The sequence below is a fragment of the Acidimicrobiia bacterium genome (assembly GCA_041676705.1).
Taxonomy (GTDB): Bacteria; Actinomycetota; Acidimicrobiia; order Acidimicrobiales; family SKKL01; genus Actinomarinicola.
Map to the genome: position 1 here is coordinate 510,092 of JBAYRL010000001.1, position 26,088 is coordinate 536,179.

At 55.0% G+C, this 26,088-nt stretch carries 23 protein-coding genes; 7 read left to right on the forward strand and 16 right to left on the reverse strand.

Annotation, left to right across the window (positions count from 1 at the left end; translation table 11 throughout):
- The first annotated feature begins 35 nt into the window (after positions 1–35).
- The 3 genes from WC184_02555 to WC184_02565 are packed head-to-tail and all read left to right on the forward strand — an operon-like array spanning position 36 to position 3,694.
- Positions 36–1,697: an AMP-binding protein gene (locus tag WC184_02555; GenBank protein ID MFA7476761.1), complete on the forward strand. Its 1,662-nt coding sequence runs from the start codon at positions 36–38 to the stop codon at positions 1,695–1,697.
- A gap of 10 nt (positions 1,698–1,707) precedes the next feature.
- The gene (locus WC184_02560) at positions 1,708–2,424 is read left to right on the forward strand and encodes a ubiquinone/menaquinone biosynthesis methyltransferase (protein ID MFA7476762.1); all 717 of its coding nucleotides are present in this window, start codon (positions 1,708–1,710) and stop codon (positions 2,422–2,424) included.
- The gene (locus WC184_02565; GenBank protein ID MFA7476763.1) at positions 2,417–3,694 is read left to right on the forward strand and encodes an isochorismate synthase; all 1,278 of its coding nucleotides are present in this window, start codon (positions 2,417–2,419) and stop codon (positions 3,692–3,694) included. The genes WC184_02560 and WC184_02565 overlap by 8 nt, the downstream gene beginning before the upstream one ends.
- Before the next feature lie 74 nt (positions 3,695–3,768).
- Here the strand turns inward: WC184_02565 and menD are convergent, their stop codons facing one another.
- Positions 3,769–5,538 (reverse strand): 2-succinyl-5-enolpyruvyl-6-hydroxy-3-cyclohexene-1-carboxylic-acid synthase, encoded by a 1,770-nt coding sequence (menD, locus tag WC184_02570; protein MFA7476764.1) that lies wholly within the window; start codon positions 5,536–5,538, stop codon positions 3,769–3,771.
- 24 nt (positions 5,539–5,562) lie between these two features.
- Here menD and WC184_02575 point away from each other — a divergent pair, with 24 nt between their 5' ends.
- Complete coding sequence (locus tag WC184_02575) at positions 5,563–6,342, forward strand: alpha/beta fold hydrolase (GenBank protein ID MFA7476765.1); 780 nt, start codon at positions 5,563–5,565, stop codon at positions 6,340–6,342.
- A 134-nt stretch (positions 6,343–6,476) separates the two neighbouring features.
- Here WC184_02575 and WC184_02580 read toward each other — a convergent pair whose 3' ends face one another.
- Positions 6,477–7,349: a 1,4-dihydroxy-2-naphthoate polyprenyltransferase gene (locus tag WC184_02580; protein MFA7476766.1), complete on the reverse strand. Its 873-nt coding sequence runs from the start codon at positions 7,347–7,349 to the stop codon at positions 6,477–6,479.
- Between the two features lie 142 nt (positions 7,350–7,491).
- On the opposite strand from WC184_02580, the gene WC184_02585 reads away from it, so the two are divergent.
- Complete coding sequence (locus WC184_02585; GenBank protein MFA7476767.1) at positions 7,492–8,631, forward strand: AMP-binding protein; 1,140 nt, start codon at positions 7,492–7,494, stop codon at positions 8,629–8,631.
- Between the two features lie 70 nt (positions 8,632–8,701).
- Here WC184_02585 and WC184_02590 read toward each other — a convergent pair whose 3' ends face one another.
- The 6 genes from WC184_02590 to WC184_02615 form a co-directional block, all read right to left on the reverse strand.
- On the reverse strand, positions 8,702–9,454 hold the full coding sequence (locus tag WC184_02590) for an SDR family oxidoreductase (protein MFA7476768.1): 753 nt from the start codon (positions 9,452–9,454) through the stop codon (positions 8,702–8,704).
- Positions 9,455–9,482: 28 nt separating this feature from the next.
- Complete coding sequence (locus tag WC184_02595) at positions 9,483–10,091, reverse strand: nitroreductase family protein (GenBank protein MFA7476769.1); 609 nt, start codon at positions 10,089–10,091, stop codon at positions 9,483–9,485.
- 54 nt (positions 10,092–10,145) lie between these two features.
- A complete protein-coding gene (locus WC184_02600; GenBank protein ID MFA7476770.1) occupies positions 10,146–10,814 on the reverse strand; it encodes a hypothetical protein in 669 nt (222 codons plus the stop codon).
- Positions 10,815–10,899: 85 nt separating this feature from the next.
- A complete protein-coding gene (dnaE, locus tag WC184_02605; protein MFA7476771.1) occupies positions 10,900–14,439 on the reverse strand; it encodes a DNA polymerase III subunit alpha in 3,540 nt (1,179 codons plus the stop codon).
- An 82-nt stretch (positions 14,440–14,521) separates the two neighbouring features.
- A complete protein-coding gene (locus WC184_02610; protein MFA7476772.1) occupies positions 14,522–15,085 on the reverse strand; it encodes a bacterial proteasome activator family protein in 564 nt (187 codons plus the stop codon).
- Positions 15,086–15,143: 58 nt separating this feature from the next.
- Positions 15,144–16,283: an alkaline phosphatase family protein gene (locus WC184_02615; protein ID MFA7476773.1), complete on the reverse strand. Its 1,140-nt coding sequence runs from the start codon at positions 16,281–16,283 to the stop codon at positions 15,144–15,146.
- Between the two features lie 71 nt (positions 16,284–16,354).
- Between WC184_02615 and WC184_02620 the strand changes: the two genes are divergently transcribed.
- Entirely contained in the window at positions 16,355–16,810 is a 456-nt protein-coding gene (locus WC184_02620; GenBank protein ID MFA7476774.1) for an Rrf2 family transcriptional regulator, read from the forward strand.
- Here the strand turns inward: WC184_02620 and WC184_02625 are convergent.
- The 3 genes from WC184_02625 to WC184_02635 are packed head-to-tail and all read right to left on the reverse strand — an operon-like array spanning position 16,807 to position 18,672.
- Positions 16,807–17,757 carry an RluA family pseudouridine synthase gene (locus tag WC184_02625; protein ID MFA7476775.1) on the reverse strand — a complete coding sequence of 317 codons (951 nt, stop codon included), beginning with the start codon at positions 17,755–17,757 and terminating at the stop codon, positions 16,807–16,809. The two genes, WC184_02620 and WC184_02625, sit on opposite strands and share 4 nt — an antisense overlap.
- Positions 17,758–17,770: 13 nt before the next feature.
- Positions 17,771–18,277: a signal peptidase II gene (lspA, locus tag WC184_02630; protein ID MFA7476776.1), complete on the reverse strand. Its 507-nt coding sequence runs from the start codon at positions 18,275–18,277 to the stop codon at positions 17,771–17,773.
- Positions 18,274–18,672: a TraR/DksA C4-type zinc finger protein gene (locus WC184_02635; GenBank protein ID MFA7476777.1), complete on the reverse strand. Its 399-nt coding sequence runs from the start codon at positions 18,670–18,672 to the stop codon at positions 18,274–18,276. Before WC184_02635 ends, lspA begins: the two co-directional genes overlap by 4 nt.
- 150 nt (positions 18,673–18,822) lie before the next feature.
- Between WC184_02635 and ileS the strand changes: the two genes are divergently transcribed.
- On the forward strand, positions 18,823–21,993 hold the full coding sequence (gene ileS, locus WC184_02640) for an isoleucine--tRNA ligase (GenBank protein MFA7476778.1): 3,171 nt from the start codon (positions 18,823–18,825) through the stop codon (positions 21,991–21,993).
- A gap of 90 nt (positions 21,994–22,083) precedes the next feature.
- Here ileS and WC184_02645 read toward each other — a convergent pair whose 3' ends face one another.
- The 5 genes from WC184_02645 to ftsZ all read right to left on the reverse strand — a co-directional run bounded on the left by WC184_02645 (position 22,084) and on the right by ftsZ (position 26,002).
- Positions 22,084–23,094, reverse strand: coding sequence for a DivIVA domain-containing protein (locus tag WC184_02645; GenBank protein ID MFA7476779.1), 1,011 nt, complete (start codon positions 23,092–23,094; stop codon positions 22,084–22,086).
- Positions 23,095–23,134: 40 nt separating this feature from the next.
- Positions 23,135–23,392 carry a YggT family protein gene (locus WC184_02650; protein MFA7476780.1) on the reverse strand — a complete coding sequence of 86 codons (258 nt, stop codon included), beginning with the start codon at positions 23,390–23,392 and terminating at the stop codon, positions 23,135–23,137.
- 9 nt (positions 23,393–23,401) lie between these two features.
- On the reverse strand, positions 23,402–24,055 hold the full coding sequence (sepF, locus tag WC184_02655; protein ID MFA7476781.1) for a cell division protein SepF: 654 nt from the start codon (positions 24,053–24,055) through the stop codon (positions 23,402–23,404).
- Between the two features lie 117 nt (positions 24,056–24,172).
- The gene (locus WC184_02660) at positions 24,173–24,862 is read right to left on the reverse strand and encodes a polyphenol oxidase family protein (protein MFA7476782.1); all 690 of its coding nucleotides are present in this window, start codon (positions 24,860–24,862) and stop codon (positions 24,173–24,175) included.
- Positions 24,863–24,892: 30 nt separating this feature from the next.
- Positions 24,893–26,002, reverse strand: coding sequence for a cell division protein FtsZ (ftsZ, locus tag WC184_02665; protein MFA7476783.1), 1,110 nt, complete (start codon positions 26,000–26,002; stop codon positions 24,893–24,895).
- Positions 26,003–26,088: the final 86 nt, after the last annotated feature.

Sequence of the window (26,088 nt, forward strand, 5' to 3'; positions counted from 1 at the left end):
GGCGTAACCAGCCTGGCCCACTACGGTCGTAGCCGATGACGTTCAACTTGGCAGATCTTTTTGATCGAGTCGCCAATACGGTGCCCGAGCGTGAAGCCCTGGTTTCTGGCAATTCTCGCTTTACCTACCACCAGCTACACCAGCGCGTAGAGGCATTGCGAATGGCTCTCGTCGAGCGCGGTGTGCACGCTGGTACCCGCGTTGGTTTAGCGCTGCGAAATAGCCCTGCCTACCTAGAAGTAATGTTGGCGGCCTTCGGGGTGGGTGCCATTCCGGTGAACGTCAACTATCGCTATCAAGAAGCCGAACTGGAACACATCTTGAGTGATTCTGGAGCGGCAATATTGTTTTGCGAAAACACCGAGTACCCGTTGATGTCGCAAGTGGCCAAAACGGTGGCCACGAAACCGATGGTCATAACCAATGGCCAAGAATACGAAGCGCTGCTAACCGCGCCCTCATTAGAAAACGCTGGTCACAGCGATAACATGGCCGCCAGCAAGGGTGAGCATCCCCAGTCAAACCCAACGCAGCACCGCCACAGTGCTCTTGCGCACCAACGTAGCGACAACGACCTATACATTCTCTACACCGGCGGCACCACTGGAATGCCTAAGGGCGTGATGTGGTATCACAAAGACATTTTCTACGCCGCCATGGGTGGAAACATCCGCTCCGGTACCCCGATTGTTGAGCCCGAAGACATCTTGGCAAATATCAGTTCGAACCCCATCCGTACTCTTTTTGCGGCACCTTTTATGCATGGCACTGCACAATGGATGGCCTTTCTGACCTTGCTGCGTGGTGGCACGGTGCTCCTATCCACCCAGCCCAGTCTAGATGTCGCGCATTTGCTTGACGTGGTAGACGCCGAGGCTGCTTCCTACCTAGTAGTGGTAGGCGATGCTATCGCCCTGCCGCTAAGTGATCTGCTACAAGAACGCGGCGATGAATGGGATCTAAGCACCCTTACCACCATGCTCTCTGGCGGGGCGGTGCTCTCGGTGCCAGTGCGTGAAGCAATTCTTAAGGTGCTGCCCTGGATAGTGGTGGTCGACAGCTACGGCACCACCGAGACCGGCGGGCAGGCCTCAATGGTCTATGCGGCTGGCATGCCAGGGGTCAGCGGACAATCACAATTCGAACTTAGACCAGGTTCGGGATTGTTGAACGAACGAAATGAACTCATCCCCGCTAGTTCTCGCGAAGTAGGACGGGTGGCGCGCAGCGGATACATCCCGATTGGTTATTTTCAAGACGATGAAGCTACCCAAGCCACATTTCCCATCATCAATGGCGAACGTTGGGCATTAACGGGGGATCTGGCTTACATGAACGAAGAAAACCAGATGGTCTTATTGGGTCGCGGCTCAACGACTATCAACTCCGGTGGCGAAAAAATTTATCCCGGTGAAATTGAAGCCGTGCTTCACGCTCACCCAAGCGTGCGAGACGCCGTAGTAGTGGGCGTACCCGATTCGCGCTGGGGAGAACAAGTAGCGGCCCTAGTAGTAATGCGACCAGGTCACGAATTGGAACCAACCCTGCTAGACGAACATTGCCGAGCGTCACTTGCCGATTACAAAACACCCCGGGTAATCAGTGAAGTGGCCGCTATTCGGCGTTTGGAATCTGGTAAACCCGACTATCAGTGGGCGCTACAATGTGCGATCACGGCGGCCCAAACCAACAGCTAAGGAACAGCTGATGAGCAAACTTTCCGAGCTCTTAAACCCCGGTGAACCACTCCCTGAAGGCGACGACAAAGCTCGGGCAGTGCAGACGATGTTCGACTCGATTGCACCTCGTTACGACTTGGTGAATCGCATCATGACCTTCGGGCTCGACACCCGCTGGCGACGGCGTACCATCGCCGAAATGAATTTACCCACCGGCTCCGTGGTGCTCGACATTGCCGCTGGTACGGGAGATTTTTGTCGAGAGCTCGAAGCCTCTGGAATTACTGCCATCGGGGTCGACTTCTCGCTGGGCATGCTACAAAGTGCCCGCACCGAGGCGTCGTTGGTGCAGGCCGACGCCCTGAATTTACCCATGCCGAACGCCTCGGTCGATGGCGCCACCTGTGGCTTTGCGCTACGCAATCTGGTTGACCTGGAACCTTTTTTCAATGAACTTGCTCGAACCGTGCGCCCAGGCGGTCGAGTGGCACTAATCGACGTCGGGGTGCCCAATAACCCCATTCTACGTTTTGGCCATGGCATATATTTTGGCAAAATCGTGCCGATAATTGGCGGTTTGATTTCAAACCCCGCCGCCTACCGCTACCTGCCGAAATCGGTACAGTATCTACCCGAACCGCCCCAGCTGTTGGGTATGTTGCGCGCCGCCGGATTCTCAGATGCGACCCATACCTTGTTACCCCCCGGCGCCGCCCAGCTCTTAGTGGGAACCCGAGATGACTGACCTTGGGTTTCATGCCATCACACGCCGCCTAGATCACGATTTTGATCTTTTGCTATTTGCTGGTGACGACGGTTTCTTGTTCGAACATGAAGGTGTTGGAGTAGCTGGGCGTGGCGTATTAGAAACCGTTGAGGTTCGCCCCCGCGACCCCAGTGGCGCCCGAGATGACCTAGCCCAGGTGTGGGCGGCTTTCACGATTGACGACCCGGTACAACGACCAGGTACCGGTCCGATTGCTTTCGGGGCCTTGCCCTTCAACCCCAACGCTTCGCGCTACCTTCGAATACCCCAAATAGTTTTAGGGCGTGATGCCGATGGCACCCGCTGGATTACAAGTTTGCACCGCCTAAACGACCCGGAAGCACCTCAAACCGAGGAAGAAATCACCCGCTTCCATCAACGTATTTCCTTAGGCGAAGCGCTCCCGAAGGAAAGCGAAACCGACCCGGGGGCCATTACCGTGCGATCGACGGTAAACCCTAAAGATTGGTGCCAGGCCCTGGTGGAGGGCCGCTCACGACTGGGTGAGGGCAAAGAGTTAAGCAAGTTTGTGTTAGCGCGTGAACTAACCATCACCACCGAAAACCCGCTTCCCATCACCGTAATCTTGCAGCGTCTACGAAATAATTTCCCCACTTGTTACATCACTTCAGTTGACGGAATGGTGGGTGCCTCACCGGAATTATTGGTGTCTCGCAAAGCCGATATTGTACGTTCCCGCCCGCTCGCTGGAACTACGCGACGCAGCCCCGATCCGGTTCAAGATGCGCAGCTAAGCGCACGGTTGTTAGCGTCAACCAAGGATCGGCACGAACATCAAATTGTGGTTGACATGGTTTATGACAGCCTGTTGCCGTACTGCTCATATCTTGATTGGGAAGCTGAACCAACGGTTTTAGGGGTGGCCAATGTGGCACATCTGGCCACGTTTTTGGAAGGTCGCCTGTCATCTCCAGCGGCTGACGCCATCGAGTTGGTAACGACACTGCATCCCACCCCAGCCATTGGCGGAACACCAACCGATTCGGCCCTGGCGTTAATTGAACATTTGGAAGGTGATTCCCGCGGAGCGTATGCCGGACCGGTGGGTTGGGTTGACTATGCGGGTAACGGCGACTGGGCGGTGGGTATTCGTTCGGCTCACATCGAAAACAACACGGCTTCCGTTTTTGCCGGAGTGGGCGTGGTAGAAGATTCGGACCCTGAGGCCGAACTGGCCGAAACAAGGGCCAAGTTTCAGGCCATTTTACAAGCGCTCTTGCGGCCTTAATGATCTGATGTGAAGGCCGTTTTAAGCTAGCTGAAGGTCTTTTCAAGCTGGGCCCTCTAGCGTGCCAGGGCCGATTAACCCAGTTGCCAAGCCGAGTGAATCTGGTTGTGTAAGACCACATTTTCTTGGCGGTTGGTCTTGGCAATTATGAGGTGCACGCCGTTTTTTGAATTGGCCGTTTCTAACGCGTTTTCTAGCCCTGCAATCGTTGTAACTTCAACCGCATCTAGCTGGTGAGCGGCGGCTAACCGTGCCAAATCGACTCCGTGGGGCGTGCCGAAAAGCGTTTCAAAACCGGCAGTGGCGAGCTGTTCTCCTTGAGGCAGAAACGAGAAAATTCCGCCACCATCGTTATCGATAACGACCATTACTAGATGCAGCGGCCGTTTAGCTAAACCTATAAGCGCGTTGGTGTCATGTAAAAATGCCACGTCACCAATTAGCAGAGCCGTTGGCGGACCGCTTAAGGCCACCCCGACGGCCGTGGAGGTCACTCCGTCAATCCCGTTCGCTCCACGATTAGACAACACCCGGACCCCACTGCGTGGAACGCCATACCATTCCAAATCGCGCACCGGCATGGACGAAGCCACCACCAAGGTTGAGCCTTCCTCCAGGTGTTCCATCACCGCTCGGGCGATGGCGGGTTCACTCAACTCATCTTTAGCGGACAAGGTGTTGGCAATAGCCCGCGCTGCTGTTTGATCGGCTTCAACAAACGATTGGAGCCACGCTTTCTCGGTGGGCATCACCGAGTCAGTTTGGCTGGCCCACTGACGACCAACCTGGTTGGGATCGGCCTCAATAACAATTGATGAACGCCGTGCCGGGTCATAGAACCAGCCATCTTCGTCAACTAGCACCCAAGGGGCGGTCGCATCGGCTAGCCATTCGTTCACCAAACGCGAGGCCGGTAGTTGGCCGAACTGCAAAATCAGCTGAGGCGAGTGGTTTTTGGCGAAAGCTTCGCTCCGCACAAGCATGTCAGCATGGGCGATGGTGGTTCCATCGGGGGTCCGGCAACCCGAACGCGGATCGGCCAACACCGGCCAGCCCAAACGAGCCGCCAGACGATGCACAATCTTCGGATTGAGCGCCGTACCGCCCACACCAGCCCCGGCCACAATAACTCCCCGTGGCAACGCTTTGGCGGGATCGAGCCGTAGTTGAGTGAGCAGCCTACGCAGCGGGGTCACCGCGCTTGGCTGGCTAGCACTTGGCTCTAGCTTGTGAAACCAAGGCGCGTTTTCGCCCCGTCCTGGTGGAAGTGGACCTGGCTTGCCAACCAAAGGATCGCGAAATGGCAAATTTAGTTGTACTGGTCCCGACGGAGAGCCGGTAGCTTCCAAAACACAACGGGCAGCCAAACCACGCCATGAACTCGCACTATGGGCATCAGGCACACCGGGGTCAACAAACCAACGGGTAGAACGGCCATAAAGATGGGTTTGATCAACGGTTTGGGGGGCACCAAAATGATGCAGTTCTGGTGGGCGATCGGCTGTGATGCAAATCATGGGAACCCGAGCCTGATGAGCTTCAACCACCGCGGGGTGTAACTCAACGGTGGCGGTGCCACTGGTGGTGAGCACCAAGGCTGGTTTACCGGTAGCCAAGCCGTAGCCGAGCGCTGTGAAGGCAGCCGAGCGTTCGTCGTGGTGCACGTGCACGTTGATAGCAGGATTCGCCAAGAGCGCCAGAGCCATGGGTGTAGAGCGCGAACCGGGGGCAACCACCGCCTCGCTCAGACCGGCACGCACCCATTCATCAACCAAAGTGGCACAAAAAGTGGCAGTCACCGTTTCGGGAACGGTGTTTTGCATCTCGTCAAATAGCGCGGCCATGGCGGAGATCCTAGGTTCTAGAACGTGAGTGAGTTAGCGGACACCCCAAAGACATTACACAGCATCACCACTGGTAGTGGACCTCGCCTCGTGCTGGTACACGGATTCACCCAAACCGGAAGGTGCTGGGGTGAAATAGGGACCCAACTTAGCCGTGACCATGAAGTAATTTTCCTTGATGCGCCTGGCCACGGCGGTTCTTCGGAGGTTGAAGTTGATCTGGTAGAGGGTGGCAACCTAATCGGTGAAGCCGGTGGTATCGGCACCTATGTGGGCTACTCGATGGGCGGACGTTTTGTGTTACACACTGCCCTTCAATCGCCTCATTTGGTACAAGGTTTGGTGTTGGTGGGTGCAACTGCCGGTCTAAAGAGCAAAGAGGAACGCACTGCACGCCTGGACGACGATGAAACACGCGCTAGACGGATTGAGCAGATAGGGGTTCAAGCCTTCCTGGACGAGTGGCTGGCCCTACCGCTTTTTGGTGGTCTCAGCGAAGCAGCAGCCGCTCGAAGTGAACGGCTTGCCAATACCGCTGCGGGGCTGGCCTCGTCGTTACGTTTGGCTGGGACTGGGACCCAACAACCGAGTTGGGACCAATTACACACCCTCAACATGCCCACCTTGATAATTGCCGGAGCACACGACACCAAGTTTGGTGCGCTTGGAGAACGAATGGCTGAAGCCATCGGGTCAAACGCCACCTTTGCAACCGTCGATGGAGCTGGACACACTGCACATCTAGAACAACCCGAAGCTTTTATGGCGCTGCTGGAGCCTTGGTTAGCCAAACACGGCCTCTAAGAACGGTAAAAGCCAACTTGGCGGCACCTCTGTCATTTCAGCGGCTTAGTCCGCCACTTCAGCCACTGAGAAAGTCAGACGGTCAGACACTTAGAAAGTCAGACGGACAGACACGCGGCCGCTCAGCCACGAAGTTAACCGCTCACCCACACACCAAGTGCCAGCAGCACCCCCACCAGCAGCTGCACGCGGCCAGTCATAGCTAACACAGGGATTAGGGCAGGCCCCCGAGCCCCTTCTAAGACCGCCAACACAGGCTTGCGCGCAAAAGGAATAGCGGCCAGGGCCGCCACAGCACCAATACGGCCAAACGCCGCTATGGGCGGGACCATGATAAATGGCAACATCATCAAGATCAGGTACAAAACTCGGGTGCGCTTGTCCCCTAGTCGTACTGCCAAGGTACGTTTGCCAGCACCGTTATCGCCCGGAATATCACGCAGGTTGTTAATCACCAACAAGGCAGTGGCTAGAACGCCAACCGGAACCGCTAATGCCACCGACAACCAGGTGATAGTTCCGGTGTGGACATAGGTGGAGCCGATAGTGGCCACCAAACCAAAGAACACGAACACGAACAATTCGCCAAAACCTGAGTAGCCGTACGGACGTGGCCCACCGGTGTAGAACCAAGCCGCGGCTATAGCAAAGAGGCCCACTAAAATAAGTTCCCAACCCACCGCGGCTGCCAGAGCTAGACCCGCCAGGGCCGCCACACCAAAAGAGTAAAACGCAGCGCGTTTTACTTCACGAGGAGACTTGAGACCTGACCCCACCAAACGGATTGGGCCCACTCGCTTGGCATCATCGTCAGTTCCCCTGACCCCGTCGCTGTAGTCGTTGGCGTAGTTCACCCCAACTTGAAGTGCCAGCGACACCACCATGGCTGCCACGGCCCTCCAAGCCACCACCGGCGCCACTCCCACCGCCGCTGCGGTTCCTACTGCTACCGGCACAATAGCGGCCGGCAAAGTTCTGGGCCGTGCCCCTTCAACCCAAGGGTTCATGCTGGGGCTCCGGCGGCTGTCATATCCTCACCAAAGGCGGTGCCAGCATGGTCAAATAGTTTGTCGCGGGCATACGATCTCACTAGGTGAGTGTGGCCCGTAAGATGAGACGAGTTCAATCTCAGCCTCTAGCCTTGTGGCGGTGCAAAGACTTGTAGCCCTATACGGTCCACCGTCGATGGCGTGGGTTCGTCAACTTGAACGCCTTTGGGAAGATGGCGATGCGGTGTTACCAATTGACCATCGGTTGCCAAGTGTGGCTCGCGATCAGTTATTGGCGACCATGGCGCCCGCCGAAATCATCGAGATTTCGGAGAATGGCACCATCACTTCAAACAAATGCCACAACGGACGTCCGGTCTCGCCAGGTGACGCCCTGGTTATGGCCACTAGCGGCACCACCGGCCACCCCAAAGGAGTGATCCTCACCCACCAGGCGGTCAAAGCATCGGCACTAGCAACCTCAAAACGGCTCAACGTTGATGTCGAGGTCGATCGTTGGTTAGCTTGCTTGCCTTTTAGCCACGTGGGCGGATTGTCGGTGGTCACCCGGGCTCTTCACACCAACACGGCGCTGACTGTGCATGCTGGTTTTGATGCCACGGCCGCTATGTCGGCCGCGACCCAAGGGGCCAACCTGGTTTCATTGGTTGCAACCGCGCTTGGCCGTGTTGATCCAAGTGTTTTCAAACGGATTGTGTTGGGTGGTTCAACACCGCCAACGAACCTGCCCGACAATGTGGTTACCACCTATGGCATGACCGAAACTGGCAGTGGCGTGGTGTACGACGGCTTACCTCTCGATGGGGTGGAAATCCGCGTTGTCGACCAAGAAATACAGCTTCGTGCCCCCATGATGTTGCGTGGTTATCGTGACGGTACTCATCCCTTCACGAACGATGGCTGGCTAAAGACAGGTGACCAAGGAGACCTGGATACTGCCACGGGACGTCTCAGCGTTACTGGACGGTCGAGCGAGCTAATCATCACCGGAGGCGAAAACGTTTGGCCCACGCCAGTGGAAACCCGTTTGGAGGCCCATCCAGCGGTGCGCGAGGCCGCCGTTTTTGGTGAGCCCGATCCAGAATGGGGTGAAAGGTTAGTGGCTTTGGTGGTGTGGGAGACTGGCCACTCCCCTGTCTCCCTTGCTGAGATTCGAGCCTTCGTTAAAGAGGCTCTGCCCACGTACTGCGCACCAAAAGAACTGCGTAGCGTGGCAGCCCTACCACGCACCGCGATTGGCAAACTGGCCCGCCACAGTCTGCCGTCACGTTCAAACTAGGCCAGAAGCTGACCTGTGTTCAGGCTGCGATTAGCTGTTTAGTGGAGCTAACGCCGACGTAAACGCAGCACTAACCACGCCCGCCTAGGAGTGAACCACCATCCACCACAATTGTTTGTCCGGTAATCCAAGCGGCCATATCGCTGGCCAGGAACAATGCAGCATTCGCAATGTCATCTGGTTCACCAAGTCGGCCCAGTGGAGTGCCTTTGGCTAGTTCGGCTTCATTAGCTTCCCACAAAGCACGTGCCATATCAGTCTTAACTAAACCGGGGGCAATTGCATTCACACGGGTGCTTGGTGCCAATTCACCGGCCAAAACTCTCGTTAGGTGCATCAGGGCAGCCTTGGTGTTGTTGTAGATACCAATGGAGGAACCAGCACTGAAGCCGCCCACCGACGCGATGTTAATAATCGTGCTACCCGGGCGATTTTGCATCGACTTGTGCCAAGTGTGATGCGACCAAACCAAAGGGCCACGCAGGTTCACCTCAAAGGTCTTTTGCCAGCGATCAATATCAATATCCACCGACCGGCCCATATAGGGGTTAGTGGCGGCGTTGTTGACCAAAATATCAACGGCACCAAAGCGGTCAATTGTGGCTTCGATACAGGCTTCGGCAGCCTCGGGGTCACCGGCGTGAGCAGCAAAGGTCGAAGTTTCACCTTCAATCCCAGCAGCCGCCTCGTCGAGGGCTTCTTGTTTGCGCGATGACAACATCACACTGGCCCCACGTTCCGCATACATGGAAGCAATGGCCAATCCAATGCCCTTGGAAGCCCCGGTTACGAGGGCAACTTTACCTTGAAGAAGTTTGTCCATCTGCTAGAGCATAGATGCCCCGCGTCGGCTAATTCGACCAATTACCTCGATGGATCACTTCGTCCGTGGATCGTCGGCGGCGCTTCGCCGACCGGCCCGGACTTTGTTGCCGTGCCGGATAGCCAATCGCGATGGCACCCAAGGCCACTAGGTGCTCAGGCACGGCAAAGGCCTTCAATATCTGGTCCTCACGATCGAAGAGGCCGAAAAACAAGGCCCCTAAACCTTTGTCCACCACCGCATGCAACAAGGTCATAGTGGCGAATGCGGTATCGACCGTCCAATAAGGGGTTCGCCAGTGTTCGGTGCCAGCACCAAGGCCAGTTTTAGCCTTGTCAGCTTCGCCGTAGCGACCCACATACATTGCTGGATCGGCCAACGGAATTATCAACACCGGAGCGTCGAGCAAATGAGGCCAACGAAAACTTTGGCGCTTTTCAGACGGCAACGAAATATCCCAAAACCGAGCGGTCTCTTCGGCACCTTCTAGAACCAAAAAATGCCAACCCTGGGTGTTGCCAGCCGAAGGTGCTCGAGTGGCTAGGTCGATCAACTCGTCAACCAAGTCCGGGTCAACTTGGCGATCACTAAAAGCGCGCACCATGGCCCGTTTGGCGACCACCCGCTCAAATTCCATGGCGAACCCGCTTAAGTTCCGTCTCGCAAAGCGGCTATTGCACCGAAGTGCGGCCTAGGCCAACTTGGCAAGATCTTCGGCCATAGCCCAACCAAAAGCCACCAAAGTGTCACCCCGTTCAATGTCAATATCGGTGAACAGAGCCACGACCTCGGGGTCGAGCGTTTCGGGCTTGGCGCTCGTGTGATCAACCACACAAGGCTGGCTGGAATCGCCGGTAGCTAGGAAACTGCGGTCATTGTACAAACTGTTGGGCACCGCAAAACGTTTCGCCAAACGACGTCCCCAGGCCCGTTCTTCACCACTTGGTTTATAGCCTGGCCTGGGCACAATGTCGTCCAAACTGCGGTAGGCCTCGAAAGCCGCCGGATCATTCAGACGGGCACCAACCAAAACGTCTTCATCGGGGAATGCCATTACCGCTCGACGCAGTTGATCGCCCACGATCGCCCTTAAGTATGAGTCACGCTTAGAAGTTCGTTTGATAGAAGCAATTCCGATCAACACGCACGGCGTCCCACCAATACGTTCCAAGGTGGAAAAAGCGAAAGCCTGGATCTTCTCGTTCTCACGCACCAGGGTTACCAAGACCCAGTCCTCAGCTTGTTTCGAAAGCGCTCCTACACCAAAATCATTGGCGGATTCGGTACAAACATCGGCCATTTCCGCGAAATCGGCGTCGCTTAGTGAGGTACAGTCTCTAGTTTCGGTCTCAATCGCCATGGCGCTGCTATTTCCCCCATGATGAGTCGACGGTAGCACCTACTAGTCCAGTGTAAAGCGGCTGTGATTGCAACTTGGAGGTGCGCTACAGCATCACCGCGTCGGGACCAAGCAGCACCCTCAATTCCGCCACGACGCCGCTCTCGACGTTCACGCAGTACTCATCGGCCAAGCGTAAAACCTTGGTTTCACCGAGGTGAAGAAACACTTCGGAGTTGCCACCGTGCGTGTCGAGCAGGTTACGAAGAGAGGCCAAGGTTTCTTGTGGCAGGCCCACCTCGGGCAGCTGTAGACGTAGTGGCGGCGAGTCTCCCAAGTTAACGCCGTCGAAGGCCTCAATCTCCATGGCCATAATTTTGGGAATATCTTCGCGCTTGTCGACCCGACCCTTGACTATGACAATTCGGTCGTCGTCCAAGAGATGCCCATAGGTTTCCATAGTCTTAGGAAAGACCATTACCTCGGCCGCGCCGTGCAGATCTTCAAGAATCAAGGTTCCCATGAGATCACCGCGGCGAGTCCATTTCCTTGAAAGACCTGTCACCACACCACCAGCGGTCACAAACTTGCCATCGTCTGTTTCGGCTAAATCTAAGAGCGAAACATCAACCTGTTTGGCCAGCAGATTCTCTAAGCCCCCCAAGGGATGATCGCTAACGTACAAACCCAGCATTTCTTTTTCGTGCCGAAGCAACGAAGTCTTATCGAACTCAACGTCTGGTATTTCGATATCTACCTTGGCAGATTCCGCTGTTGGTTCACTATCGAAGAGGCTGAAAATGCCAGCATCTTGTTCTTGGCGACGACGAACAGTGGCGTCAATGATGTCGTCGTAAACGCTTAAAAGTCCTTCACGGGGATGACCGAGAGAATCAAAGGCACCGGCTTTGATCAGCGATTCAATAGTTCGCTTATTCAGAACTGAAAGCTCAACACGCTCACAGAAATCGTAGAAGTCTTGGAAAACGCCATTGGCTTCCCGCTCGGAAACGATTAGCGACACTAAAGCTTCGCCTACGTTGCGCACCGCCGAGAGACCAAACGGAATACTGCCAATGTCGCTGCCTAAACCTGGTACTGCCGTGAAATTAACATCAGAGACGTTGACGTCGGGTACTAAAACCGTAATGCCCATTTGGCGGCATTCATTCAGATAGATGGCCGCCTTGTCTAAATTGTCTTTTACGCTCGTTAATAGCGCTGCCAAATACTCAACCGGGTAGTTGGCTTTCAGATAAGCGGTTTGATAAGCAATAAAACCATAGCCATACGAGTGGCTTTTGTTAAACGCATAATCAGCAAACGGTTCAATGATGTCGAACCAGGCTTCCCCTAGCTCGCGGCCGTAACCATTAGCGTCGCAACCATCAACAAACTTTTCACGCTCTAGTGCAATCAGCTCACGTACTTTTTTACCACAAGCCTTACGAAGGTTGTCGGCATCAGCCAACGAATAACCAGCGAATTTCTGGGCAATTCGCATCATCGATTCTTGGTAAATCATGAGGCCTTGGGTCTCACCCAAGATCTCTTCGGCTTCAGGATGCAAATACGCGATCGGCTTGCGCCCATTTTTGCGGTCGGCGTAATCGTAATGCATGTTGGCGGCCATTGGTCCCGGCCGATAAAGCGCTACTAGGGCCGCCACATCTTCAAAACCTGTGGGTGCCAAGGCTCGCATCAGAGCGCGCATTTTGGCACCTTCAAGCTGAAACACCCCAATGGAATCTCCGCGCCGCAACAGTTCATAGGTTGGTTCATCATCGAGATCAACCTCATCGATATTGAGGTCGACACCACGTACGTTGCGGATGAGCTCGAGAGTGTCTTGAATCACGTCTAGGTTACGTAGACCCAAGAAGTCCATCTTCAAGAGGCCTAAACCCTCAACACCGTTCATCTCGTATTGGGTCACTACGGGCGCGTCTTCAGGGTTTTGACCCGACGCTGCTTTCCGCTGAATCGGCAAATACTCGGTCAGCGGTTCTTTGGTAATCACCACCGCCGCAGCGTGCACGCTGTCTTGGCGGCGTAGCCCTTCGAGCCCACGAGCTACATCGATAACCTTCTTGGCGTCGGGGTCAGTGGCATAAATGTCGCGCAACTCGGCCGCCATTTGGTAGCCATCTTCAAACTTGGGATGCTTTTCCAAACAGGCATAAAGCGGAGTGTCACGACCCAACACCAAAGGTGGCATGGCCTTGGCGATTTTGTCGCCTAGACCGTATTCGTAACCCAGCACTCGTGCCGCGTCACGGACCGCCGCTCGGGCTTTAATAGTTGAGAAGGTAATAATCTGCGCCACGTGATCTCGGCCGTAGCGTTGCGCTGCATAACGAATCATTTCGTCTCGATAACGCGAGTCAAAGTCCATATCGATGTCAGGCATCGAAATACGAGACGGATTCAAAAAACGCTCAAACAGTAAATCGTATTTAATGGGGTCTAGGTCAGTGATCCAAAGACAGTAAGCCACCGCACAACCAGCGGCACTTCCACGACCCGGTCCGACCCTAATACCACTATCTCGAGCATGGCGGATTAAGTCCCATGTGATCAGAAAATATGAAGAAAAGCCCATATCGCCGATCACTTTCAACTCGAAAGCTAAACGATCAACTACGGCATCACTTAGCTGCGAACCCCATCGGCGTTTAGCACCCTCAAAGGTTAAATGTTTTAGGTATTCATCGTCATTGGTAAAACCATCGGGTAATTCGAAATTAGGAAGTTTGGGTTTACCGAACTCAATCTCAACATTGCTACGCTCGGCGATCCAAAGGGAGTTGTCGCAAGCTTCTGGAAGTTCATCAAAAAGCTGCCGCATTTCCACGGCGCTCTTGAGATAGTGCTGGTCACTACTGAAACGGAAGCGCCCGGGATCGCTCATTTTGGACCCAGTTTGGACACACAACAGCGCATCATGGGCCACCGAGTCATCTTGATGGGTGTAGTGGGTGTCGTTAGTGGCCAGAATCGGGGCGTTAATACGTCGCGCGATTTCTAGCAGTTCGGGGTTGGTTTTGTGTTGCTCTGGAATGCCGTGATCTTGAATTTCTACAAAGAGATTGTCGCGACCAAAAATGTCTTGAAGACGTCCCGCTTTGGCTAGCGCACCGTCAAAATCACCATGCAGCAAAGATTGCAGCACATGACCACCTAGACACCCAGTGGTTGCGATTACTCCTTCGCTATGTTCCGCGAGAATTTCCCAGTCCACGCGGGGCTTGAAATAGTAGCCTTCCAAAAACGCCCGACTGGCCAGCTGAATTAGATTCTTGTAGCCAGCGTTATTCTCCGCCAGCAGTGTGAGGTGGTAGTTGATTTTCTTACCACCCTCGGTCTCGCCCCCCGAGTCATCAACACGGCCTCGTCTCGAAGGCCGCTCAAATCGGGTGTCGTGAGCCATGTAGGCCTCGGTACCAATAATCGGTTTAATGCCTTGGTCTTGGCAGGCCTGATAGAAGTCGAGCACCCCATACATGTTGCCGTGGTCGGTCATACCCAAGGCGGGCTGACCATCGGCGGCCGCCGCCGCCACCACCTCACCTAATCGCGAAGCACCATCCAGCATGGAATACTCGGTGTGAACGTGCAGGTGTGTGAACGAATCACGACTAGCCACTAATCTCCCTGACCCTAAAACTAAAGACCCACTAATAACCGGTGCCCCACCATAGAAAGGTGAGGCTTAGAGAAATTGCTGCCTAGAGATACGTGCCCGGGCGTTCACCCGAGGTTTGACCGCCTTGGGGAAGCTGACCTTGGCGCATCTGTTCAAGCTGTTGCCTGGCCGCCATTTGCTGGCTAAAGAGCGTGGCCTGGATTCCATGGAATAAGCCTTCCAACCAGCCCACCAATTGCGCCTGGGCAATGCGCAACTCGGCTTCAGTGGGGGTGGCTTCGTCGCTAAAAGGCAAAGCAATGCGCTCCAGCTCTTCACGTAAATCAGTGGAGACCGCACTGCCCAACTCGTTCACCGAAAGCTCGTAAATGTCACGTAGACGACCACGACTCGCGACGTCGAGCTCGGCGCTACGAACCTCTTCCAAGAGCTGACGCAGCATGGAACCGATTCGCATAACCTTTGCGGGTTCATCCACCGACTCTTGGCGTGGACGGCCGGAGGCTTCACCGGCCTCATTTTGACCGGCGTCAACCAGCTCGCCCCGCTCAACGAGAGGTTCGCTCACTCGATCGGTGTTGGAAGCAGCCGGATTGGCCGCGGAATCATTTGGCATATTGTTTTCTGGAATCATCGAGTCACTCAAGGCTGCTCACTATATAGTTTCGAAGGCGAATAACGTCCGACTGGGCCATGGCTCAAAGTCATCGACCAGCCGCGATTAACGGCACCAGCATTTCTGCCGAGGTTAGCGAACCGTGACGGCCAACAAGTTCAAAAGGACCACTGTCGGCAGGATCAACGAAAGCTTCGGTCCCCCATGGCGCTACCACGACATCACCTAAACGACCCTCGGCCGCCCCCGAGACTACCGGACCGAACCAGCCTTCCGCTATCGCTTCCTGGCGGGTCCTAATCCAGCCTTGGTGACCGTGGTGGGTGCGCAAAGCATCAAGTAGCGCCCCACTTCTACCAGCTCGAGCATGAAACCACCGCATACGAGCTTCCCCCGACTGCATAGCTGTTTCCGTCAAGACCTCGGGATGAGGTTCGACCAGGTTGTCGCCGGTTTGAATCTGACCGTGGTCAGCAGAAATCAACAACGTGGCCCCGCGGGGCAACACCGCCAGAACATCGTTTACTAAAGCTTCGACTGCTCGTAGCTCAGCATCGTAATGCTCGCCAAAACCGTATTCGTGAGCCACCGAATCTAAGCCGTCATAATAGGCGTACACGAAGGGCTCTCCTTGGCGCATTAACCGATCGACCTCAACCACTAGTGTTGAAGTCATGCGATACCCGTGAAACCGGGTTTTAGCTAAATGAGCACCAGTAAAGCCCGTGCGTTCAAACAGTGCCTTAGTCACTACCGGAGCGCGTTGACCCCCAAATGGTTCCAACGGTTGCACGTCTTGGGGAATGAAGCGCCGGCGAGCATCACCTTCTTGGGTGGCCCAACGCAGCACATTCAAAACCTCACCTTCTAACGCCATTCGATAGCCAACCACCCCGTGTTCTCCGGGGGCGGTCCCAGTGGTGATAGACGTCAGCGCAGTAGCGGTTGTAGTTGGCGAAACGCTGGTGATAGCGCCGCCCACCATTGCGGCCAGGGTGGGTACCATCGCACGCCGCTGTTGGAGCTGCTCCCAACCAAGGCCGTCAACGATCAAAAGCACCACTTGGTTCGCCTCACGAGCAGGTTCGGGTATCCAAGCCGGCGCGGTATCCCATTCAAGCAGTGCGGGAATGATGTTTGATATGCAGCCACCAGCATAATCAGGCAAAACTGGTGACGGTTCGTCTCCCGCATTCGAGTCTGTCGACGGGGATTTAGTCGAAGTCATTACCATCACTCCACCACCTTAAGAGACCGTGGGCAAACATGAGTGCGCGAAGAAGTCATAGACTGGCTTAAGTGAAGGTATCCACCCGGGGCGATTATGCCTCTCGAGCGCTTCTTTCTTTGGCCTTGCATGCTGGCGAGGACGCCCAGCCAACCTCGGTGCGTGACATCGCCCTGCGCACTGGGCTGCCCCAACCATACTTAGAACAAATTCTCTTGGCCCTAAAAGGCGCTGGCCTTGTTCGGTCTAAGCGTGGCGTTGGCGGAGGGTACGTGTTAGCCCGAGAGCCCGAGCTAATTTCTCTAGCCGACATTGTGAGCGCGGTTGATGGGCCAATCGTGGCCGGTGACTTTGGCGAACCTCACAAAGATGGTGCCTGCGATCACGAGGGTCAGTGTGTTTTGTTGGCAATATGGGCCGAAGCTGGTGAACACATGCGCCGCCACCTAGAAGCTTCCACCTTGGCCGACATTGCCGAGATGGCCCGAGGCAAACGAGATTGGCCGGGCAACGGTCAGCACGCTTAGCTAAGCGTTTGTAACACGGCTTCGAGCTCGACGGGTAAGGCCGAGGTGAATGCCATCTCGTCCCCAGAGCCAGGATGGGTGAACACTAGGCGGGCCGCGTGCAAGAAGGGCCGCGGAAGAGCAATGGCAGGTCGCAGACGGCCATATACGCCGTCGCCCACGATCGGATGTTTAATGGCACTGAGGTGCACTCTGATTTGATGAGTCCGCCCGGTGTCGAGATGACACTGCAACAGTGTGACTAGCGGGTCACTAAAGCGCTTCAGTACCTGATAGCGGGTACGGGCTTCCCTCCCACCTACCGCTACCGTCATGCGGGTAGCGTCACGACCCGAGCGCCCGAGTGGGGCGTCGATGAGACCTTCAGAGTTCTCAAGTTCACCCCACACCAAAGCTTGGTAGTCGCGGGTCGTGGAATGACGAGAAAATTGTTCACTGAGGTCTTCATAGGCGACAGCACTTCTCGCCACCACCATAAGTCCACTAGTGCCTTTGTCGATTCGATGCACCAAACCGGGGCGTTCCGGTGCCCCAATTTCAGCCAACTCGGGAAACTGCGCCAACAGCCCGTGGATAAGCGTGCCAGAAGTGTTACCAGCGCCGGGATGCACTACCAAGCCAGCTGGTTTGTCTACCACAATCACATGCTCATCGGAGTACACCACAGTAGTGACAACACTGGAATCGGCAATTAGCTTCGGCTGGGTGGCTTCGTTTTCCACCGTAATTTCTAACCGTTGGCCCTCGGACAATCTGATTGAACGTACGAAGGCAACCTCACCATCGAGGCGCACCTGGCCTTCTACAATTAGGCGTGCCGCGGCGGATCGACTGAGATCGGTCAGCATTGAAACCACCCTGTCAAGGCGCTCATCGGCCAGCGCCGCTGGAACCTCTTCGGTATGGGTAATCGAACCCGAGGCAGCATCTTGGTTTGGCGAATTCATGTGATACAGCCCCTTAAGCAGAGGTCGAAACGTCGACGGGACCGCTCTGGCGTTGCCACATTGAAAGAGCTAAGAAAACCGCTCCAACCACGATGCCAATATCGGCTACGTTGAAAACCGGCCACCATTGCAGATCAATGAAATCGACGACGGCACCCTGGAGAAAACCATCAGACTCCCGCCAAATTCGGTCGAGCAAGTTGCCAATAGCACCCCCAAGCACCAGGGCCACCGCAGTCAGATTCAACCAGCCGTCCAAGCGACGAGCGAAATAAACCAGCACCCCGCTTACAAACAGCGACCCCAGACCCATGAATGGACCAGCACCAGCGCCCACGCTAAAGGCACTGCCAGTGTTAAAGGTTAGGCGTAAGCGTAAGGTCCAAAAAATATCAATCGGGTGGCCGTCGGCTAAATGATGATAGGCCCATGCCTTAGTGGTTTGATCGAAAACCACCCAGATCAGTACTACCGATGTGATGTATACCCATCGCCGGGTGGCTGATGGAGCACTGCTCACCGCGGTCCAAAACCCCCAACTTTGTACTCCACACGTTCAGCGGCCCAGGGTATTGCCTCTAAACGCTCTTCGGGAATGGGTTTCCCCGAGACCACACAAATACCGTAGGTGCCCGATTCCCAGCGTTCAAGAGCGGCATCAATGGCATCTACAATGTCCATCGCCTGAGCACTAAGGGCCAGGTCGCGGTCACGTTCAACAGCCAAGTTGGTGCCTTCACCCGACTCTTCGTCGAATTGAACATCACCGGGATCAGCGTCTTCCATCATGGCGTTTGCTTCTTCACGCAACATGGTGGATTGACGTAGGTAACGAGCGCGTTCTTCAAGCAGTACTTCGTGCTGCCGTTCCAAGAATTCAGCGCTAAATGGAGACTCTGTAGCTTCTTTGTTCATATTGATCAGGTTGGAGAAAGGCCTTTAAGCGAAAAGCGATGGTTGTGGGATACTAGCCCCCGAAACCAGAGTTGCGGCACTCATGAGGGTTATATAGTTCAGAGCCGTTATGCTGGCTAGTCGTTCATTCCTACTTTCTGAGGCCCTTTCATGAGCAATCAGCCTTATCCAAACGTCGATCCTCGCCCTTCATTTCCTGCTATCGAGCGACGAATTTTGGATTTCTGGGCGCAGAACAAAACCTTTGAACGTTCGGTTGAAAGTAGAGACGCTGGCCCCGACGGATCCAACGAATACGTGTTTTACGATGGTCCACCCTTTGCTAATGGCCTGCCCCACTATGGGCACCTTTTAACGGGTTATGTAAAAGACGTGGTGCCCCGCTATATGACCATGCGAGGCCTTCGGGTAGAACGCCGCTTTGGGTGGGATACTCACGGGTTGCCCGTAGAAATAGAAGTTGAAAAAGAACTTGATGTTTCCGGTCGAAATGCGATTACCAATTTTGGAATCGAGAACTTTAATAGCGCCTGTAAGACGTCGGTTATGCGCTACACCAACGAATGGCAGCGTTACGTTACCCGTCAGGCACGCTGGGTAGATTTCACTAACGATTACAAAACGATGGACATCACCTTTATGGAATCGGTGATGTGGGCATTTAAGCAGCTATGGGATAAAGGTCTCATCTATGAGGCCCTGCGGGTTATGCCGTATTCGTGGGGTGCCGAAACTCCACTTTCGAACTTTGAGATCCGTTTGGATGATGCCACTAGGCCTCGGCAGGACCCCGCCTTAACGGTGGCTTTCTCATTGGTGCCCGACACCGGTGACCTTGGCCCCACCAAAGTGCTGGCCTGGACCACCACGCCGTGGACATTACCTTCAAACCTGGCTCTGGCCGTTGGCCCCGATATTGAATACACTATCTTAGAAGAAGCAGGCGAATATTACATATTAGGGGCGGCAACCCTCGAGAAGTATCAAGCTCAACTTAAAGACGCGAAGCCTGTGGGCACGGTCATGGGTGCCGAGCTGCTGGGTAGAAAATACCAACCTCTGTTCCCTTATTTTGCTGATACTAAAAACGCCTTTCAGATAATCGCCGGCGACTTTATCGATACCACCGATGGAACCGGTGTGGTTCACATTGCGCCCGGATTCGGTGAAGACGACCAAAGAATCGCGCAAGAAGCTGGTATCCCGCTGGTGGTGCCAGTAGACGACTCTGGAAAGTTCACCACTGAAGTGCCGGAATGGGCTGGCGTAAATGTCTTTGACGCCAACCCCGACATTATCCGCTACCTAAAAGATCAGGGCCGGGTAGTTAAACACGAAACTTATGAACACAACTATCCCCACTGTTGGCGCACCGGTACCCCAATCATCTACCGCGCTATAAGTTCGTGGTATGTGGAGGTCACCAAGTTTCGTGACCGCATGGTTGAACTAAACCAGCAGATCAATTGGATTCCAGATCACGTGAAAGAAGGCCAGTTTGGCAAGTGGATTGCCAACGCTCGTGATTGGTCAATCAGTCGCAACCGCTTCTGGGGCTCTCCTATTCCTATTTGGCGCAGCGATGACCCGCGTTACCCAAGGGTCGACGTGTACGGATCGCTCGACGAACTAGAGCGTGACTTTGGGGTGCGCCCCGATAACCTACATCGGCCTTTTATTGACGAGTTGGTTCGGCCCAATCCCGATGACCCAACCGGTCAATCGATGATGCGTCGCGTGCCGGAGGTTTTGGACTGCTGGTTTGAGTCGGGCTCAATGCCATTTGCCCAAGTCCACTACCCCTTCGAAAACAAAGAATGGTTCGACAATCATCACCCCGGTGATTTCATTGTTGAATATGTGGCCCAAACCCGAGGTTGGTTCTACACGTTGCACGTGCTCGCCACAGCACTGTTCGACACCCCGGCCTTCAAGAATGTGATATGTCACGGCGTGGTGCTCGACCACGAAGGCAAAAAGCTTTCCAAATCTAAGCGCAACTATCCCGACCCAGAAGACCTATTTGAAGACCTAGGGGCCGACGCCCTGCGCTGGTTTTTAATGTCGTCACCAATCTTGCGGGGCGGCGACCTACGTATTGCCGAAGACGGTAGAGACGTCGCCGAAGTGGTGCGTCAAGTGATGATGCCGATCTGGAATGCTTATTTATTCTTCACTTTGTACGCTAACGCCGATGGCCGTCGAGCAAGCCTTCGTACCGACTCGAACCATGTGCTTGACCGCTACATTCTGGCCAAGACCCATGAACTAGTGGTTGGGGTTACTAAGCATCTTGACAACCTCGATTTGGCCACCGCCACCCAAGACGTCTCAAGCTTCATTGATGCGCTCAACAATTGGTACATCCGTCGATCGCGAGAACGTTTCTGGGGCAGCGATAACGGTGCCGGTTCTGGCGATGCCCAAGACACCCTCTACACCGTGTTAACGGTGCTTATGCGGGTAGTAGCACCGCTGTTGCCACTGGTCAGCGAGGAAATCTACAAGGGTCTCACCGGTGAAGAAAGTGTGCATTTAACCGACTGGCCCGATGCCGAAACACTGCCAGCCAACACTTCCTTGGTGGAAGACATGGACCGGGTTCGCGACGTTTGCACCGCAGCCCTGTTCCTACGAGAAGAAAATGGCCTTCGAACTCGATTGCCCCTGGCTTCACTAGTGGTGGCCGGGCGCAACGCCGAACGTTTGGCGCCCTATGTTGATCTCATCAAAGACGAAGTCAACGTGAAAGAAGTGCTGCTGAGTGACAACTTGGCCGAGCACGCCGAATTTGTGTTGAAGCCCATTGGGCGCATCTTGGGACCAAAACTGGGCGGTGATGTGCAAAAGGTTATGGCGGCAGCCAGAAACGGTGAATGGACCAAGGTCGGTGATGACGTTCAAGTGGCGGGCCACACCTTAAGTTCAACCGAGTTCGACCTTTCGTTACGGCCCAAAGAAGGCAGCGTGGGCCAGGCCCTACGCAGCAATGACGCCGTAGCTATCCTTGACACCCATATCACAGCCGAGCTTAAGGCCGAAGGCCAGGCACGCGACCTCGTCCGTTTGGTGCAACAGGCTCGCAAAGATGCCGACCTGAACGTGACCGACCGGATTGCGCTGAATATTCAGGCTGATACCTCACTTGAGGAAGCCTTGAGGGCGCATGAAGCCTGGATTGCAGCTCAAGTTTTAGCGACCGCCACCACCTACGGGGATGAAGCGATGGCTGGAACTCAAGCTCCCACGGCCACCGCTACAGGATCAATTGATGACATGGCGGTCAGCATTGCCTTCTCGGTGGCTTCCAACCAAGGGTGAGCTCCAACGATGACCACCCAAGTGGTTTAACGCCGCCTGGGTTTCACGGCGCCATTGTTTAATGGCGCCGTGACGTAGCCACACGATGATTTAACGGCGACGCCCAAAGCGGCGTTTGTCTTCATCGCCACCTTCGTCCTGATCAAAAAAGGCGGCCATGGCGGCGTCGTCTTGATCGAAGGCATCTTCGCCTTGGCTAACAGCACGGCGCAGCTCGTCCAGATGAGGTGCCCCCGCACCGCTACCCGCCACAATTACCGGCGTTGCTTCGGTTGGCGGTCCAGCATCATCAAGGTTGCGATCGTGACGATTATTGGCGCTGCTACCAGTTTCGCTTAGAGATTCTTCTTCCGGAGGTGGTGGAAGCTGCGAAAGGTCGTTTTCAGAAGCGGTGGGTGTTATTTCAGGCGTTGATTCTGGCCTCACTTCCGCTCGAGTGGAAACTGCTTGGGTGTCTTCCCTTGTTGCAGGCTCATCGGTTGGAGCAGATACCGAGGTGGCCACAGCAGAAGACGGTGTGTCGACCAGAGGCACTTCGTCAATGGTGTTGGCCGGTTCAACCTCGAAATCTTCCTGCTCAATGGCCCGAGCGACTGACTCTAGCTGGGCCTTTAGACGTGAACGCTCGGATTCAACGTAACTGCGCAAGCGTGAGATTCGATCGTGTAGTCCGGTACGCTCCACTTCAAGGGCGGCGATTTCACTACGAAGCTGGTCACGTTTTGCACCAACATCACGTTCCACGGCCTCTTCAGCGTCACGAACGATTTTGTTGGCGTCGGCCTCGGCGTTGGCGATGCGCTTGGCAGCCTCAGCTTTCGCCTCCTCGATCGCGGCATCAGCGGTACGTTGCGCCAAAACCAAGGTGCGTCGCAGTGTTTCTTCGGTGTCAGAAGGTTCAGCCGCCACGGTGGTTGGCGTATTGGCTAAACGTGTTTCGGCCGCTCGCAAACGGGCTTCCAGAACCTGGCGTTGCTGTTGCTGTTCGGCAAGAGCATCGGCGGCCATATCTAGGAAATGATCAACATCGTCATGCACATATCCGCCCTTGCGGGCGTCGGCAAACTCGACATTGCGTAAAAGCTCTGGCGTGAGATCCATAAGATTAAGGTTCCAAACTAGATGAAAGGCGGCTACGGCCTCAGTAACACAAAATTTCGCGCAAAATATTGATGCCAAAAAATACGATCAGCGGTGACAGGTCGAGACCCATTCCACCAAGTCGAACTGGCGGCAGCACTCGGCGCAGTGGCCCTAACAGTGGTTCGGTGAGTGCGTATAGAAGTGACGCTACCCCTTCTAGAAAAGACCCCCGCGAAATCGGAAACCAGCTCAGCACAACCCGGGCTAAGAGGATGATGAGATAGTAACCAAGAAGCGTGCATACCAGATCGTTCAAAGTGCCAACCTACGACTCATATAAGCCGTCTTCCTGCAAACGTTGACGTTCTTCACGCGACACTTCAACGTCAGCTGGGGTCAACAAGAACACGTCGGAGGCAACTTTTTCCATTTGTCCGCTTAAGCCATAGCAAAGTCCGCTAGTGAAATCGACGAAACGCCGGGACAAATCACGATCAACACCTTGGAGGTTTATGATGACCGGTTGCTTCGACTTAAAGGTATCTCCCACTAGCTGAGCATCTTGGAAATGCCGGGGAGAAACCACTAATGGTTTGGCGCTAGGGCGTGGAATGGTTCGAACCCCGCTAGCTGAACTAGTAGTCGAAGTTGGTGCTGGAATGGTGCGGACCCCTTCTTCTTCAGCGGAGATAGGTCGCACCGTGGGCTGGCTAGGTGGACCTGAATCTTGTGGAAAACGCACGGAACCACCGTGGGACGTACGGGCCGAGCCCAGTGGAGTGACACCACTTGCGCGAGACTCTGGCACAGGAGCGACCGGCGTGACGTTCACCTGATGGATGTTTGACGGCTGAGGTTCAGGTCGGGGCGCGCTCGGCCCAGCGGGACCCGAATTAAGTGGCTTTGGGTCATAGCCGTCGTATTCGTCGTCGTCACCGAGGCCCAAATGGACCATCGCTTTGCGCCACATGCTCGACATACGGCTCCTCTCAAACTCTCGTACCAGCTTAACCGCCCAGCAATGCTGTAGCAGATCAGGTTATGTCAAAGGCTAGCCAAAACATGAGGTGCCATTGGGGATTTTGCCTTTCACACCTCATGGATGCGTTGTGATGCGTGCATAAGCAACCTGCCGACCCTGATCTTGGCGAGCACGATGTGAATACCAGCCCTCATCACAAGCCGTACAAACACACTGCGAAAAGTCGCTGGTCACCTCTAAGCGCTCTAACACCACGCTCAGCGCCGCGGGCACATCTAAGGCCGGGGTTCCCCAGGCAGTCTTACCGACCACCGTGCGGCCAAACTTTTGGCTCAAACGATCAAGTTCGTCAACTGAAAACTCGTAGCACTCTTGGTGAATACAAGGACCAACATAGGCAGTGATTTGAGCTGCACCCCGGTGACGCATAGCGGCCACCGTGGCTTCCAACACACCCGCATCCATACCACGCCATCCGGCGTGGGCAAGCCCGATTAGCCCTTCCTCCGCCACAAAAATGACCGGCGCACAATCGGCGGTGTGGATGCTAAGGGTGGCATCGCTGGTAGCCGTGATCGCGACATCGGCATCGGCACCGGTACCTGCGCCGGGGGTTTCGACCCATATCACATTGGCACCGTGAACTTGGTTTAACGACGTCCATGCTCCAGCTGACACCTGGTCACGAAGCTGCGCCAAGCGGGCTGGATCGTTTGATGGTGCGAAGTCGCCATCGGAGCGGCTAGTGAAACCGAAATGCACAAACCGGCCATCGCTTAGCGGTCGCGGTTCAAAAGACTGCATAGATCGTTGCTAAAGGTCAGCTATATTTTATCAGCGCAGGAACGACGGCACGTCGAAATCGTCATCGCTGTCAAAGTCGTCGTCATCATCGTCGGCGTCCGAGAAAATATCAGTGGGCTGATTCGGCGAGCTTGACGTTTGTTCTAGAAATGACGGCGTTCGAGATTCAGAAACTGCTGGTTTCTTTTCATCCCAACGATCGAAACCGGCGGCAATTACGGTCACCCTAATTTCGTCGCCCATTGCATCGTCGATGACCGCACCGAAAATGATGTTGGCATCGGGATGTGCCACGGCGTGGATTACTTCGGCGGCTTCATTAACTTCCAACAAGCCAAGATCGGAGCCACCCGAGATGTTTAACAGAATTCCGCGGGCACCTTCGATTGACGCTTCAAGCAATGGCGAGGAAATCGCGGCTCGGGCGGCGGCCAAAGCTCGCCCTTCACCCGAGCTGTAGCCAATACCCATCAAAGCCGAACCGGCGTCGTTCATCACCATTTTCACATCGGCAAAGTCGGTGTTGATCAAGCCCGGGGTGGTAATCAGGTCGGTAATACCTTGCACACCTTGCAAGAGCACCTCGTCGGCCATCTTGAAAGCGTTGAGCATCGACGTTTTATCGTCGGCAATGGTGAGTAGCCGATCGTTGGGAATAACGATCTGGGTGTCAACCTTTTCACGCAGCCGCTGAATACCCGCCTCGGCCTGCACCGAACGGCGACGACCTTCAAAGGTGAAGGGTCGAGTCACCACACCAATGGTTAGCGCGTTGAGCGATTTCGCTATCTCGGCAACCACCGGCGCGGCACCGGTTCCGGTACCACCACCTTCACCGGCGGTAATGAACACCATGTCGGCGCCCTGAAGGACATCTTCAATTTCTTGACGATGGTCTTCAGCTGCTTGGCGACCAATTTCGGGGTCGCTACCAGCGCCCAACCCTCGGGTGAGCTCGCGTCCGATATCAAGTTTGACATCTGCGTCGCTCATCAAGAGGGCCTGGGCATCGGTGTTGATGGCTATGAATTCGACACCTTTCAAACCGGCGTCAATCATGCGGTTTACGGCGTTAACACCACCGCCACCGACACCTATGACCTTTATGACTGCTAGGTAATTACTGGAAACATCGGCCATGGTCGGGGGCTACCTCCACGGAGAATGGGGACAGGGACGAAGCTGGCTCGCCTGAACCGGCCGACAACCGAGCATCAAACGAAGGT